Origin of the sequence: Bacillus sp. UNC437CL72CviS29, assembly GCF_000482345.1 — a bacterium.
Classification (GTDB): domain Bacteria; phylum Bacillota; class Bacilli; order Bacillales; family Bacillaceae_G; genus Bacillus_A; species Bacillus_A arachidis.
Window position 1 is genome coordinate 19,335 of sequence record NZ_AXVB01000029.1, and the last position, 15,683, is coordinate 35,017.

The following is a 15,683-nucleotide window of genomic DNA, read 5'->3' on the forward strand; positions in this document are numbered from 1 at the left end:
AAATTGGAAGTTGACTTCATAAAGAAGTTTTAATATAATCATTTATGTTGTGAATTTAAATAGTGTACCGTAGACAGTAGGTGCCAATTTGGCTTAATTTCCTACCTAGGTGTTAATATACGAAACGGAATTTTTTTCTGTGACTATATGCCTCCATGTCTACAACTGGGCATGGAGGTTTTTAGTGCACTTTCGGTACATCTTCTATATAATCTACAGGAGGTGTAATAACATGAGCAAAGCAATCGAAACTAAACAACAAGTTGTAACTGAAATCGCTGATAAACTTCGCGAAAGTAAATCTACAATCGTTGTTGACTACCGTGGTTTAACAGTAGCTGAAGCAACTGAATTACGTAAAAACTTACGTGAAGCTGGCGTTGAGTTCAAAGTTTACAAAAACTCTTTAACTCGTCGTGCTGCAGAATCTGTTGAAATGGCTGAGTTAAACGAATTCTTAACAGGACCAAACGCAATCGCGTTCAGTAACGAGGATGTAGTTGCTCCTGCAAAAGTATTAAACGACTTCGCTAAAGATCATGAAGCTTTAGAAATTAAAGCGGGCGTAATCGAAGGTAAACTTGTATCACTTGATGAGGTTAAAGCTATCGCTACTCTTCCATCACGTGAAGGCTTACTTTCTATGCTTCTTAGCGTTCTTCAAGCTCCAATCCGTAACCTTGCACTTGCTACTAAAGCAGTTGCAGATCAAAAGGAAGAGCAAGGCGCTTAATTTTTTAAAAGATAATTACGTGTTATCGATAAAACAATACAAACCTATTTAAGGGAGGATATTTACAATGACTAAAGAACAAATCATTGAAGCAGTTAAATCTATGACTGTATTAGAACTTAACGACTTAGTAAAAGCTATCGAGGAAGAATTCGGCGTAACTGCTGCTGCTCCTGTAGCTGTTGTTGGTGGCGCTGGTGAAGCTGCTGCTGAGAAAACTGAATTTGACGTAGTACTTGAAAGTGCTGGAGCTCAAAAAATCAAAGTTATCAAAGTTGTTCGTGAAATCACTGGTCTTGGCTTAAAAGAAGCTAAAGAATTAGTTGACAACACTCCAAAAGCAATCAAAGAAGGCGCTTCTAAAGAAGAAGCTGAAGAAATGAAAGCTAAACTTGAAGAAGTTGGCGCTGCTGTAGAAGTTAAGTAATTAACTTTTGAAGCTTAAAAAAAGCTCGCTCTTATGCGGGCTTTTTTTTTAACTGTAAAGAAAAGAGGTGGCCATATGGCAGACCATTATTTTTCTAACGACCCTTCGAGCAAAAGTGATCGTAAACGATGGGAATATACATTGCGAGGATCTCGATTTGTTTTTTTATCTGACCATGGGGTGTTTTCGAAAAACGAGGTAGACTTTGGTTCTCGTCTTTTAATTGAAGCGTTTCAAATGCCAGATGTTCAAGGTGATGTGTTGGATGTTGGGTGTGGATACGGTCCAATCGGTTTATCATTAGCGAAAGAGTGGCAAGGTCGTAACGTTCATATGGTGGATGTGAATGAAAGGGCGCTTGGGCTTGCGGAAGAAAACGCCGCTAATAACAAAATTGAAAATGTTTATATTTTCCAAAGTAGCGTCTATGAAAATGTGAACGGACAGTATGCTGCTATTCTATCTAATCCTCCGATTCGTGCTGGTAAGCATATCGTGCATGAAATTTTAGAAAAAGCTGTGGATCATCTAGTACCAGGTGGGGAGCTGTGGATCGTTATTCAAAAGAAACAAGGAGCACCATCTGCGCTAAAAAAACTAGAAGAATCATTTTCTGAAGTTGAGGTTGTAGAAAAGAAAAAAGGATATTATATCATAAAATCAAAAAAACGTTGACGGTTATTTTTGGCTATGTTAACATTATACAATGCCAATATATGATTTTCTGCGTTGAGAAAAATGTATATTTTTGTTTCTCTTGGAAAAGATAGTAAAATCAGCAGATTATGAAACAGAATGATGGTTTTCTTATAGAAGCCATTTTTCTTTTTTGAGCAGGTAGAAAGACTCAACGTATCTATCTTTGAGAGAAAAAGCTACGCTAATGGCGTTAGCTGTATTTATTTGTGATTTTGCACAAATTTTTTTGTGCATTTATAATACTCATGATTTGAGGGGTGAAGCAGTTGACAGGTCAACTAGTTCAATACGGACGCCACCGCCAACGAAGAAGTTATGCCCGTATTAGTGAAGTATTAGAGTTACCAAATCTTATCGAAATTCAAACCTCTTCTTATCAGTGGTTTCTTGATGAGGGTTTGCGAGAAATGTTCCAAGACATTTCTCCGATTGAAGACTTTACGGGAAATCTATCGCTTGAATTTATCGACTACAGCTTAGGTGAACCTAAATACTCTGTAGAAGAGTGTAAAGAGCGTGATGTGACGTATGCAGCACCACTTCGTGTGAAAGTTCGTCTAATCAATAAGGAAACTGGTGAAGTAAAAGAACAGGATGTGTTCATGGGAGATTTCCCACTCATGACAGAGACAGGAACATTCGTAATTAACGGTGCAGAACGTGTTATCGTTTCCCAGTTAGTTCGCTCTCCAAGCGTATACTATAGTGGCAAAGTGGATAAAAACGGAAAACGTGGTTTTACTGCTACTGTAATTCCAAACCGCGGAGCTTGGTTAGAGTATGAAACAGATGCTAAGGATGTTGTATATGTACGTATTGACCGTACGCGTAAACTTCCTGTAACTGTTTTGTTACGCGCATTAGGGTTTGGCTCTGATCAAGAAATCACCGAGCTTTTAGGTGATAACGAATACTTAAGCAATACGCTAGAAAAAGACAACACAGATAGCACAGAAAAAGCATTGCTTGAAATTTATGAGCGTCTACGTCCAGGTGAACCACCGACAGTAGAAAATGCGAAAAGCTTGCTTGTTTCTCGCTTCTTTGATCCAAAGCGCTACGATTTAGCAAATGTAGGCCGCTACAAGATCAACAAAAAGTTACACATTAAAAATAGATTGTTTAACCAACGTTTAGCTGAAACATTAGTGGATCCAGAAACTGGTGAAATTTTAGCGGCTGAAGGAACAATCTTAGATCGTCGTACATTAGATCGCATTTTACCTTACTTAGAGAAAAACATTGGATTCAAAACAGCGAAACCAATGGGTGGAGTGGTAGAAGGCGATGTTGAGCTGCAATCTATTAAGATTTATGCTCCAGAGTCAGATGGTGAACGTTCTATCAACGTAATTGGGAATGCAAATATCACTCGTGACGTAAAACATATCACACCAGGTGATATCCTTGCTTCTATTAGCTACTTCTTTAACCTACTATACAAAGTAGGAGATACAGATGATATTGACCATTTAGGAAATCGTCGTCTGCGTTCTGTAGGGGAGTTATTACAAAACCAATTCCGTATCGGTCTTTCTCGTATGGAACGTGTTGTTCGTGAGAGAATGTCGATTCAAGATACAAATGCAATTACACCGCAGGCGTTAATTAACATTCGTCCAGTTATTGCATCTATTAAAGAGTTCTTCGGAAGTTCTCAGTTATCTCAGTTCATGGACCAAACAAACCCATTAGCAGAGTTAACGCACAAACGAAGACTATCAGCATTAGGACCTGGTGGTTTAACACGTGAGCGTGCAGGCTTTGAAGTACGTGACGTTCACTACTCTCACTATGGTCGTATGTGTCCAATTGAAACACCAGAGGGACCAAACATCGGTTTGATCAACTCATTATCTTCATTCGCGAAAGTAAATGAGTTTGGTTTCATTGAAACTCCATACCGTCGTGTTGATCCGGAAACTGGTCGTGTAACGGGTCATGTTGATTACTTAACAGCAGACGAAGAAGATAACTATGTTGTAGCCCAAGCGAATATGAAATTATCTGAAGAAGGGGAATTCCTTGATGAAGATATCGTAGCTCGTTTCCGTGGTGAAAACATTGTCACAAATAGAGAACGCATCGACTACATGGATGTATCTCCAAAACAAGTAGTGTCGGCAGCGACAGCTTGTATTCCGTTCTTAGAAAACGATGACTCCAACCGTGCACTTATGGGTGCGAACATGCAACGTCAGGCGGTTCCGTTAATGAATCCGGAATCTCCGATTGTAGGTACAGGTATGGAGTACGTATCAGCAAAAGACTCAGGTGCTGCAGTAATCTGTAAACACCCAGGTGTTGTTGAACGCGTAGAAGCACGTGAAGTTTGGGTACGCCGTTATGTAGAAGTTGACGGTCAAAAAGTAAAAGGCGACTTAGATCGCTACAAAATGTTGAAATTCATTCGTTCTAACCAAGGAACTTGCTATAACCAACGTCCAATCGTAAGTGTTGGCGATCAAGTTGTAAAAGGTGAAATCCTTGCGGATGGTCCTTCTATGGAAAAAGGTGAACTAGCACTTGGACGTAACGTGCTTGTTGGCTTCATGACATGGGACGGTTATAACTACGAGGATGCGATCATTATGAGTGAGCGCCTTGTAAAAGACGATGTGTACACTTCGATCCATATTGAAGAATATGAATCAGAAGCTCGTGATACGAAGCTTGGACCAGAAGAAATTACACGTGATATCCCGAACGTTGGGGAAGATGCGCTTCGCAACCTTGACGAACGTGGTATTATTCGCATCGGTGCTGAAGTAAAAGACGGAGATCTACTTGTTGGTAAAGTAACACCAAAAGGTGTAACAGAATTAACAGCAGAGGAACGTTTATTACATGCAATCTTCGGTGAGAAAGCACGTGAAGTACGTGATACATCACTTCGTGTACCACACGGTGGTGGCGGTATTATCTTAGACGTAAAAGTATTTAACCGTGAAGATGGCGATGAATTGCCACCAGGTGTAAACCAACTTGTACGTGCATATATCGTTCAAAAACGTAAGATTTCTGAAGGTGACAAGATGGCCGGCCGTCACGGTAACAAAGGTGTTATCTCCCGTATTTTACCGGAAGAAGATATGCCATATTTACCAGACGGTACACCAATCGATATCATGTTGAACCCATTAGGGGTACCATCTCGTATGAATATCGGTCAGGTATTAGAGCTTCATCTTGGTATGGCAGCAAGATACCTTGGTATCCACGTTGCAACACCAGTATTCGATGGTGCTCGTGAGGAAGATGTATGGGGTACAATCGAAGAAGCTGGTATGGCAAATGACGCGAAAACAATCCTGTATGACGGACGTACTGGTGAACCATTCGACAACCGCGTATCTGTTGGTGTCATGTATATGATCAAACTTGCGCACATGGTTGACGATAAACTTCATGCTCGTTCTACTGGACCATACTCACTTGTAACGCAGCAACCTCTTGGAGGTAAAGCTCAGTTCGGTGGACAGCGTTTCGGTGAGATGGAGGTTTGGGCACTTGAAGCTTACGGTGCTGCTTATACTCTTCAAGAAATCTTAACAGTGAAGTCTGATGATGTTGTCGGCCGCGTTAAGACATATGAAGCAATTGTTAAAGGTGAAAATGTTCCAGAACCAGGCGTTCCAGAATCATTCAAAGTATTGATTAAAGAACTGCAAAGTTTAGGTATGGACGTTAAAATGATGTCTAGCGACGATACAGAAATTGAAATGCGTGATACGGAAGATGATGATGATCATCAATCAGCAGACAAATTGAATATCGAAGTTGAGACAACTAAGGAATAATTGGGATAACCTGTAGACTAAAAGGGAGGTAGGCCCCTTGATAGATGTAAATAACTTTGAATATATGAAGATTGGACTTGCTTCACCTGACAAGATTCGTTCTTGGTCATACGGTGAAGTTAAGAAACCAGAAACAATTAACTATCGTACGTTAAAGCCAGAAAAAGACGGCTTGTTCTGTGAGCGTATTTTCGGACCACAAAAGGACTGGGAATGTCATTGCGGAAAATATAAGCGTGTACGTTATAAAGGTGTAGTTTGTGATCGATGTGGCGTTGAAGTAACGCGTGCGAAAGTACGTCGTGAACGTATGGGTCATATTGAATTGGCTGCTCCTGTGTCTCATATTTGGTATTTCAAAGGTATCCCGAGCCGCATGGGACTTGTCTTAGACATGTCCCCTCGCGCGCTTGAAGAAGTAATTTATTTCGCTTCTTATGTTGTAACAGAAAGTGGAGATACACCACTTGATAAGAAGCAATTGCTTTCTGAAAAAGAATACCGTGCATATCGTGATCGATATGGCAGCACATTCCAAGCTGCTATGGGTGCAGAAGCGATTAAGAAGCTATTACAAGACATCGATTTGGATAAAGAAGTAGACTTCTTAAAAGAAGAATTAAAAACAGCACAAGGACAACGTCGTACTCGTGCTATTAAACGTCTAGAAGTATTAGAAGCATTCCGTAACTCTGGCAATGAACCTTCTTGGATGATCTTAGATGTTCTGCCGGTTATCCCACCAGAACTACGCCCAATGGTACAGTTAGATGGTGGACGTTTTGCAACTTCTGACTTAAATGACTTATACCGTCGTGTAATTAACCGTAACAACCGTTTAAAACGTCTATTGGACTTAGGTGCACCAAGCATCATCGTTCAAAACGAAAAACGTATGTTACAAGAAGCTGTAGACGCATTAATCGATAATGGTCGTCGTGGCCGTCCAGTTACTGGTCCGGGTAACCGTCCATTAAAATCACTATCTCACATGCTAAAAGGTAAACAAGGACGTTTCCGTCAAAACTTATTAGGTAAACGCGTTGATTACTCTGGTCGTTCCGTTATCGTTGTAGGACCGAACTTAAAAATGTATCAATGTGGATTACCGAAAGAGATGGCACTTGAATTGTTCAAACCTTTCGTTATGAAAGATTTAGTGGAAAAAGGATTAGCACACAACATTAAGAGTGCTAAACGTAAAATCGAGCGTGTACAACCTGAAGTTTGGGACGTTTTAGAATCTGTGATCAAAGAGCATCCAGTACTTCTAAACCGCGCACCAACACTTCACCGTCTTGGTATCCAGGCGTTTGAACCTACACTAGTAGAAGGTCGCGCAATCCGTCTTCACCCACTTGTATGTACTGCATACAACGCGGACTTTGACGGTGACCAAATGGCGGTTCACGTTCCGTTATCATCAGAAGCACAAGCGGAAGCTCGTCTTCTTATGTTAGCGGCACAAAACATCTTGAATCCAAAAGACGGAAAACCAGTTGTTACTCCATCTCAGGATATGGTATTAGGTAACTACTACTTAACACTTGAGCGTGAGGGTGCAATCGGTGAAGGTATGGTCTTCAAAGATGCAAACGAAGCAATACTTGCATACCAAAATGGATATGTACATCTGCACACACGTGTTGCAGTTGCTGCAAGTTCAGTAAATAACGTAACATTTACTGAAGAGCAAAAAGGTAAGCTTCTATTAACAACAGTTGGTAAATTAATATTTAACGAAATCTTACCAGAGTCGTTCCCTTATATTAATGAACCAACAAACTCAAACCTTGAAAAAGAAACTCCAGCGGAGTATTTCGTTGAAAAAGGTGCGAACATTAAAGAGATTATTGCTAGTCGCGAAGAAGTGGCGCCATTTAGTAAGAAAATCCTTGGTAATATTATTGCGGAAGTGTTCAAACGTTTCCACATTACGGAAACATCTCGTATGCTTGACCGTATGAAAAACTTAGGATTTAAATACTCTACAAAAGCTGGTATTACAGTTGGGGTATCAGACATTCTTGTATTAGGCGAAAAAGATGAAATTCTCCACGAAGCACAAGCAAAAGTAGATAAAGTAATTAAACAATTCCGTCGCGGTTTAATCACGGAAGAAGAACGTTACGATCGCGTTATCTCTATTTGGAGTAATGCGAAAGATGTTATCCAAGGAAAGCTGATGAAATCCTTGAATAAACGCAACCCAATCTTCATGATGAGTGATTCCGGTGCCCGTGGTAACGCATCGAACTTTACTCAGCTTGCTGGTATGCGTGGTCTGATGGCCAATCCATCTGGTCGTATCATTGAGCTTCCGATCAAATCAAGTTTCCGTGAAGGTTTAACAGTACTTGAGTACTTCATCTCTACGCATGGTGCGCGTAAAGGTCTTGCTGATACAGCACTTAAAACTGCCGATTCTGGTTACTTAACACGTCGTCTTGTAGACGTTGCACAAGATGTAATCGTTCGTGAAGATGATTGTGGAACAGATCGTGGTTTATTAATCGGTGCGATTAAAGAGGGTAATGAAGTTATTGAGTCACTATATGATCGTCTTGTTGGACGTTTTGCAAGAAAAACTGTAAAACATCCTGAAACAGGTGAAGTATTAGTTGGTGAAAACCAATTAATTACTGAAGATATCGCTCATATCGTTGAAAATTCGGGTGTTGAAACTGTAAACATTCGTTCAGCGTTTACGTGTAATACTCGCCACGGTGTATGTAAGAAGTGTTACGGTCGTAACTTAGCAACTGGTACAGACGTAGAAGTAGGAGAGGCGGTAGGTATTATCGCAGCTCAATCTATCGGTGAGCCAGGTACACAGTTAACGATGCGTACGTTCCATACAGGTGGGGTTGCCGGAGATGATATCACACAAGGTTTACCTCGTATCCAAGAGATCTTCGAAGCTCGTAATCCGAAAGGTCAGGCAGTTATCAGTGAAATCGACGGTGTTATCGCGGCGATTAACGATGTTAAAGATCGTCAAGAGGTAGTTGTACAGGGTGAGGTTGAAGCTCGCACATATGCAATTCCTTATGGTGCTCGTCTAAAAGTAGTCCTAGGACAACAAATTGGTCACGGAAAAGAGTTAACAGAAGGTTCTATTGATCCGAAAGAATTACTAAAAGTAACGGACATTACAGCAGTTCAAGAATACTTGTTACGTGAAGTTCAAAAAGTATACCGTATGCAAGGGGTAGAAATTGGTGACAAGCACGTAGAGGTAATGGTTCGCCAAATGCTTCGTAAAGTCCGTGTCATCGATGCGGGTGAAACAGATGTATTACCAGGAACATTACTGGATATCCACCAGTTTACTGATGCGAATGCAAAAGTGTTGTTAGAAGGTAAACAGCCAGCTACAGCACGACCAGTACTTCTTGGTATTACAAAAGCATCACTTGAAACAGATTCATTCTTATCTGCAGCGTCGTTCCAAGAAACAACTCGCGTTCTAACAGATGCAGCAATTAAAGGCAAACGCGATGAACTTCTAGGATTGAAAGAGAATGTTATTATCGGTAAACTTGTTCCAGCTGGAACTGGTATGAATCGTTATCGTAAAGTGGATCTTGTTAAAACAACACAAGAAGACATGAATGTAGAAAACGATGAAGTTTACGTGGAACAGTAAAATTTTCCGTCGTAAATTTTGTATAAAAACAGATAATCCTAGTTGACATTGTATGAGTCAAAATGTTACTATAAGCAAGGTTGCTCCTGAACGATGCTTTGGAGGATATGTATATGTCTTATCAAAAAGTATCAAATGCGGAAAATGTAATCGTTGGTCATAAACGAACATTGGAAGCAATTAAAAATGGTACAGTTAAAGAAGTTGTTATTGCAGAAGATGCTGACATGCGTTTAACCCATGTTATCGCTCGTACTGCACTGCAACATAACGTGCCCATAACCAAAGTTGAATCGGTTCGTAAGCTTGGTAAAGCTTCGGGGATTCAAGTGGGAGCTTCAGCAATAGGAATAATAAGTTAAAACTGTTTTTGTGAGGAGAGAGCATTTGCTCTCCCTTGCAAAAACTTTGTTTTCAACTAATAATGAACCACCTGGATATGTGGTCATACAAACATGCGAAGGGAGGATAAATCAAATGCCTACTATTAACCAATTAGTGAGAAATGGTCGTACTGATAAAGTATGGAAATCTAAATCACCTGCGTTAAACAAAGGTTTCAACTCTTTAAAGAAAAAATCAACTGATATCTCTGCACCTCAAAAACGTGGTGTATGTACTCGTGTTGGTACAATGACTCCAAAGAAACCGAACTCAGCGTTACGTAAATACGCTCGTGTACGTTTAACAAACGGTATCGAGGTTACTGCTTACATCCCAGGTATCGGTCATAACCTACAAGAGCATAGCGTAGTATTAATTCGCGGTGGTCGTGTAAAGGATTTACCGGGGGTACGTTACCACATCGTTCGTGGTGCGCTTGACACAGCTGGTGTTGACAAACGTATGCAAGGACGTTCTAAATATGGTACTAAGAGACCAAAACCTGCTAAAAAATAATAAATTTACAATGAAAGGAGGAACTCAATATGCCTCGTAAAGGACCTGTTGCGAAACGTGATGTGTTACCAGATCCAATGTACAATTCTAAACTAGTAACACGCCTAATCAACAAAATGATGGTTGACGGTAAAAAAGGTAAATCTCAAACAATTCTTTATAATGCGTTCGATATCGTTAGTGAACGTACTGGTAAAGAGCCAATGGAAGTATTCGAGCAAGCTCTTAAGAACATTATGCCTGTTCTTGAAGTACGCGCTCGTCGTGTTGGTGGTGCTAACTACCAAGTTCCAGTTGAGGTTCGTCCAGAACGCCGTACAACTTTAGGTCTTCGTTGGTTAGTAAACTACGCTCGTCTTCGTGGTGAAAAAACTATGGAAGAGCGTCTTGCTAACGAAATCTTAGATGCAGCTAACAACGCTGGTGCATCTGTTAAGAAACGTGAAGACACTCATAAAATGGCAGAAGCTAACAAAGCATTTGCTCATTACCGTTGGTAGGATTCAACGTAAAATAAATGTAAGCATAGACCGCTTTATTTGTCGCTTATGGAAGTGTGGAGAGGGAGAATGCCTCTCCCTTTCAATGGCGCTCGTTTTACATAATGAGAGCACTGGACATACTGACATGTGTAACAAAATAAAGTGGCTTTTTTTGCTACTTAAAATAAAAAATCCAATCCATATATGGAAGGAGCAAGACACCAAATGGGAAGAGAGTTCTCTTTAGAAAACACTCGTAATATTGGTATCATGGCTCACATCGATGCTGGTAAAACAACAGCAACTGAACGTATCCTGTACTACACAGGTCGTATTCATAAAATCGGTGAAACTCACGAAGGTGCATCTCAGATGGACTGGATGGAGCAAGAGCAAGAGCGTGGTATCACAATTACTTCTGCTGCAACTACAGCTCAATGGAAAGGTCACCGTGTAAACATCATTGACACTCCAGGACACGTAGACTTCACAGTAGAAGTAGAACGTTCTTTACGCGTACTTGATGGCGCAGTAGCAGTACTTGATGCACAATCTGGTGTAGAACCACAAACAGAAACTGTTTGGCGTCAGGCTACTACTTACGGCGTACCTCGTATCGTATTCGTTAACAAAATGGATAAAATCGGTGCTGATTTCTTATACTCTGTAGGAACAATCCATGATCGTTTACAAGCAAACGCACATCCAATTCAGTTACCAATCGGTGCTGAAGACGAGTTCAATGGTATCATTGACCTTGTTGAAGAGTGTGCTTACATGTACGGTAACGATTTAGGAACAGACATTCAACGTGTTGAAATTCCTGAAGAGCACAAAGAATTAGCTGAAGAATACCGCGGAAGACTTATTGAAGCGGTAGCTGAGCTTGATGAAGAAATGATGATGAAGTACCTAGAAGGTGAAGAAATCACTGTAGAAGAGCTTAAAGCTGGTATCCGTAAGGCTACAACTTCTGTAGAATTCTTCCCAGTAATCTGTGGTTCTGCATTCAAAAACAAAGGTGTTCAAATTCTGTTAGACGCAGTTATTGACTACTTACCATCTCCATTAGATGTACCTGCTATTAAAGGTATTCTTCCGGATACAGATGAAGAAGTAGAACGTAAGTCTAGCGATGAAGAACCATTCGCAGCTCTAGCATTCAAAATCATGACTGACCCTTATGTTGGTAAGTTAACGTTCTTCCGTGTGTACTCTGGTGTGTTAAACTCTGGATCATACGTGAAAAACTCAACTAAAGGTAAGCGTGAGCGTGTAGGTCGTATCCTACAAATGCACGCTAACAGCCGTGAAGAGATCTCAACAGTTTACGCTGGTGACATCGCTGCTGCTGTAGGTTTAAAGGATACTACTACTGGTGATACTCTTTGTGACGAGAAGAGCCTTGTTATCCTTGAGTCTATGGAATTCCCAGAGCCAGTTATCTCTGTAGCTATCGAACCAAAATCTAAAGCTGACCAAGATAAAATGGGTACAGCATTAGCTAAGCTTTCTGAAGAAGATCCAACATTCCGTGCTCACACTGACCAAGAAACTGGCCAAACAATCATCGCTGGTATGGGTGAACTTCACCTTGATATCATCGTTGACCGTATGCGCCGTGAATTCAAAGTTGAAGCAAACGTTGGTGCTCCTCAGGTAGCATACCGTGAAACTTTCCGCGCTGCTGCGAAAGTTGAAGGTAAGTTCGCTCGTCAATCTGGTGGTCGTGGACAATTCGGTCACGTTTGGATTGAGTTTGAACCTAACGAAGAAGGTAAAGGATTCGAATTCGAAAACAAGATCGTCGGTGGTGTTGTTCCACGTGAATACATCCCAGCTGTAGGAGCAGGTCTTGAAGATGCACTTAAAAATGGTGTACTTGCTGGATATCCACTAGTAGACATTAAAGCTGCATTAGTTGACGGATCTTACCATGATGTTGACTCCTCTGAGATGGCGTTCAAAATCGCTGCATCTATGGCACTTAAAGCTGCGGTTTCTAAATGTAGCCCAGTAATTCTTGAGCCAATGATGAAAGTTGAAGTTGTAATTCCTGAAGAGTACATGGGAGACATCATGGGTGACGTAACATCTCGTCGTGGACGTGTAGAAGGTATGGAAGCTCGCGGTAACGCACAAGTTGTTCGCGCTATGGTTCCACTTTCTGAAATGTTCGGTTATGCAACGTCATTACGTTCTAACACTCAAGGACGTGGAACATTCTCAATGGTATTTGACCATTATGAAGAAGTGCCAAAGTCTGTTTCAGAAGAAATTATCAAAAAAAATAAAGGTGAATAATTGATTTTTATCGATTGTTCAAGTATAACTACTTATGTAAGCTTAGAAAGTGGGACGTAAGTTTCACTTTCTAGTCTAAATATAAAATAACCTATATAAACTAAGGAGGAATTTAGAATGGCTAAAGCTAAATTCGAACGTTCTAAACCCCATGTTAACATCGGTACAATCGGCCACGTTGACCATGGTAAAACTACATTAACTGCTGCGATCACTACAGTTCTTGCAAAAGCTGGTGGTGCTGAAGCACGCGGATACGATCAAATCGATGCTGCTCCAGAAGAAAGAGAGCGCGGTATCACAATCTCAACTGCACACGTTGAGTACGAAACTGAAACTCGTCACTATGCACACGTTGACTGCCCAGGTCACGCTGACTATGTTAAAAACATGATCACTGGTGCTGCTCAAATGGACGGCGGTATCTTAGTAGTATCTGCTGCTGATGGTCCAATGCCACAAACTCGTGAGCACATCCTTCTTTCTCGTCAAGTAGGTGTACCTTACATCGTTGTATTCTTAAACAAATGCGACATGGTAGACGACGAAGAATTATTAGAATTAGTAGAAATGGAAGTTCGCGATCTATTATCTGAATACGACTTCCCAGGCGATGATATCCCTGTAGTTAAAGGTTCTGCTCTTAAAGCTCTTGAAGGAGAAGCTGAGTGGGAAGCTAAAATCGTTGAGTTAATGGCTGAAGTTGATGCTTACATCCCAACTCCAGAACGTGACACTGACAAACCATTCTTAATGCCTATCGAGGACGTATTCTCTATCACAGGTCGTGGTACAGTTGCTACTGGTCGTGTAGAGCGTGGAGTAGTTAAAGTTGGTGACGTAGTAGAAATCATCGGTCTTGCTGAAGAGAACGCTTCTACAACTGTAACTGGTGTCGAAATGTTCCGTAAGCTTCTTGACCAAGCTCAAGCTGGTGACAACATCGGTGCTCTACTTCGTGGGGTTGCTCGTGAAGAAATCCAACGTGGACAAGTTCTTGCTAAAACTGGCTCTGTAAAAGCTCACGCTAAATTCAAAGCTGAAGTTTACGTTTTATCTAAAGAAGAAGGTGGACGTCACACTCCATTCTTCGCTAACTACCGTCCACAATTCTACTTCCGTACAACTGACGTAACTGGAATCATCCAATTACCAGAAGGTACTGAAATGGTAATGCCTGGCGACAACATCGAAATGACTGTTGAACTTATCGCTCCAATCGCAGTTGAAGAGGGAACTAAGTTCTCTATCCGTGAAGGCGGACGTACTGTAGGTGCTGGTGTAGTTGCTACAATCATCGCTGAGTAATCTTTAAATAGATTCGAAAAAACCCGAGGGATTCTCCCTTGGGTTTTTTTATATTATTTATAATAGAAGAAAGAGTGTTTTCTAGTTTTTGACGAGTTTCTTCTATAGTATATAAATTAGAAAATAAAGAATCCAAAAACTGTAAAAGTATTTACCGCAGATGAAAACTTGAAATTCTTTAAAGTGCCATGTATAATAGCAAAAGTAGAGAAAAGCAGATGCAAACAAAAATATGCTTGCATCTAGACGAATAACATTGTATAATAGACAATGTTGGTCTTTGACTGCGATGAAGTGGAAGGTTGCTGACACACCCGGCCGCTTTGCCATGGCATGGTGTGAGGAAATTTCCATGGAGAAGGTCTATTTTAGAAATAGGCGAACGAAGGAGGGAAAATAATGGCAAAAGAAAAAATTCGTATCCGTTTAAAAGCTTACGATCACCGTATTCTTGATCAGTCAGCTGAGAAAATTGTAGAAACAGCTAAGCGTTCTGGGGCAACAGTTTCTGGTCCGATCCCATTACCAACTGAAAAAACTGTTTACACAATTCTTCGTGCTGTTCATAAGTACAAAGATTCTCGTGAGCAATTCGAAATGCGCACGCACAAACGTCTAATTGACATCGTGAGCCCTACTCCACAAACAGTAGACTCATTAATGCGTTTAGACTTACCATCTGGTGTAGATATCGAAATCAAACTATAATTTATATAACTTAAAAATGTAGGAGGTGTAACTCATGACCAAAGGAATCTTAGGAAGAAAGATCGGTATGACTCAAGTATTTGCTGAAAACGGTGAGCTAATTCCTGTAACAGTAATCGCTGCGACTCCAAACGTTGTTCTTCAAAAGAAAACAACTGAAACTGATGGCTATAACGCAATTCAGTTAGGATTCGACGACAAACGTGAAAAATTAGCTAACAAACCTGAACAAGGTCACGTTGCTAAAGCATCTACTGCTCCTAAGCGCTTCATTCGCGAAATCCGCGATGCAGACGTGGACGGATTAGAGGTTGGTCAAGAGGTAAAAGTTGAAGTTTTCACTACAGGTGAAATCGTAGACGTAACAGGAATTTCTAAAGGTAAAGGTTTCCAAGGTGCTATTAAACGCCACGGACAATCTCGCGGACCAATGTCTCACGGTTCTCGTTATCACCGTCGTCCAGGTTCAATGGGCCCAGTTGCTCCGAACCGTGTATTCAAAGGCAAAAAACTTGCTGGACGTATGGGTGGAGACCAAGTTACGGTTCAAAACTTAGAAATCGTTCAAGTTGACGTTGAACGCAACTTATTATTAGTTAAAGGTAACGTTCCAGGTGCTAAGAAATCTCTTGTAGTTGTTCAAGGCGCTGTGAAGGCTAGTAAATAATTCACA

Annotated in this window: 12 protein-coding genes and 1 other annotated feature; all 12 genes read left to right on the plus strand. The window is 40.8% G+C overall.

Annotation, left to right across the window (positions count from 1 at the left end; all coding sequences use genetic code 11):
- Positions 1–49: 49 nt before the first annotated feature.
- Positions 50–193 (plus strand) — a sequence feature (ribosomal protein L10 leader region).
- A 39-nt stretch (positions 194–232) separates the two neighbouring features.
- Complete coding sequence (rplJ, locus tag M014_RS0119175; RefSeq protein WP_026593158.1) at positions 233–733, plus strand: 50S ribosomal protein L10; 501 nt, start codon at positions 233–235, stop codon at positions 731–733.
- A 67-nt stretch (positions 734–800) separates the two neighbouring features.
- Positions 801–1,160: a 50S ribosomal protein L7/L12 gene (gene rplL, locus M014_RS0119180; protein ID WP_006093113.1), complete on the plus strand. Its 360-nt coding sequence runs from the start codon at positions 801–803 to the stop codon at positions 1,158–1,160.
- 75 nt (positions 1,161–1,235) lie between these two features.
- Entirely contained in the window at positions 1,236–1,835 is a 600-nt protein-coding gene (locus M014_RS0119185) for a class I SAM-dependent methyltransferase (protein ID WP_026593159.1), read from the plus strand.
- 290 nt (positions 1,836–2,125) lie between these two features.
- Positions 2,126–5,659: a DNA-directed RNA polymerase subunit beta gene (rpoB, locus tag M014_RS0119190; RefSeq protein ID WP_026593160.1), complete on the plus strand. Its 3,534-nt coding sequence runs from the start codon at positions 2,126–2,128 to the stop codon at positions 5,657–5,659.
- Positions 5,660–5,696: 37 nt separating this feature from the next.
- Entirely contained in the window at positions 5,697–9,308 is a 3,612-nt protein-coding gene (gene rpoC / locus M014_RS0119195; protein WP_026593161.1) for a DNA-directed RNA polymerase subunit beta', read from the plus strand.
- 113 nt (positions 9,309–9,421) lie between these two features.
- Complete coding sequence (locus tag M014_RS0119200) at positions 9,422–9,670, plus strand: ribosomal L7Ae/L30e/S12e/Gadd45 family protein (protein WP_026593162.1); 249 nt, start codon at positions 9,422–9,424, stop codon at positions 9,668–9,670.
- Positions 9,671–9,785: 115 nt separating this feature from the next.
- Complete coding sequence (rpsL, locus tag M014_RS0119205; protein ID WP_001142341.1) at positions 9,786–10,208, plus strand: 30S ribosomal protein S12; 423 nt, start codon at positions 9,786–9,788, stop codon at positions 10,206–10,208.
- Positions 10,209–10,237: 29 nt separating this feature from the next.
- Complete coding sequence (rpsG, locus tag M014_RS0119210) at positions 10,238–10,708, plus strand: 30S ribosomal protein S7 (RefSeq protein ID WP_001137493.1); 471 nt, start codon at positions 10,238–10,240, stop codon at positions 10,706–10,708.
- Between the two features lie 207 nt (positions 10,709–10,915).
- Positions 10,916–12,994, plus strand: coding sequence for an elongation factor G (gene fusA, locus M014_RS0119220; RefSeq protein ID WP_026593163.1), 2,079 nt, complete (start codon positions 10,916–10,918; stop codon positions 12,992–12,994).
- Between the two features lie 117 nt (positions 12,995–13,111).
- Positions 13,112–14,302, plus strand: coding sequence for an elongation factor Tu (gene tuf / locus M014_RS0119225; RefSeq protein WP_026593164.1), 1,191 nt, complete (start codon positions 13,112–13,114; stop codon positions 14,300–14,302).
- Positions 14,303–14,701: 399 nt separating this feature from the next.
- A complete protein-coding gene (gene rpsJ, locus M014_RS0119230) occupies positions 14,702–15,010 on the plus strand; it encodes a 30S ribosomal protein S10 (protein WP_001040596.1) in 309 nt (102 codons plus the stop codon).
- Positions 15,011–15,044: 34 nt separating this feature from the next.
- On the plus strand, positions 15,045–15,677 hold the full coding sequence (gene rplC / locus M014_RS0119235) for a 50S ribosomal protein L3 (RefSeq protein WP_026593165.1): 633 nt from the start codon (positions 15,045–15,047) through the stop codon (positions 15,675–15,677).
- Positions 15,678–15,683 lie beyond the last annotated feature (6 nt).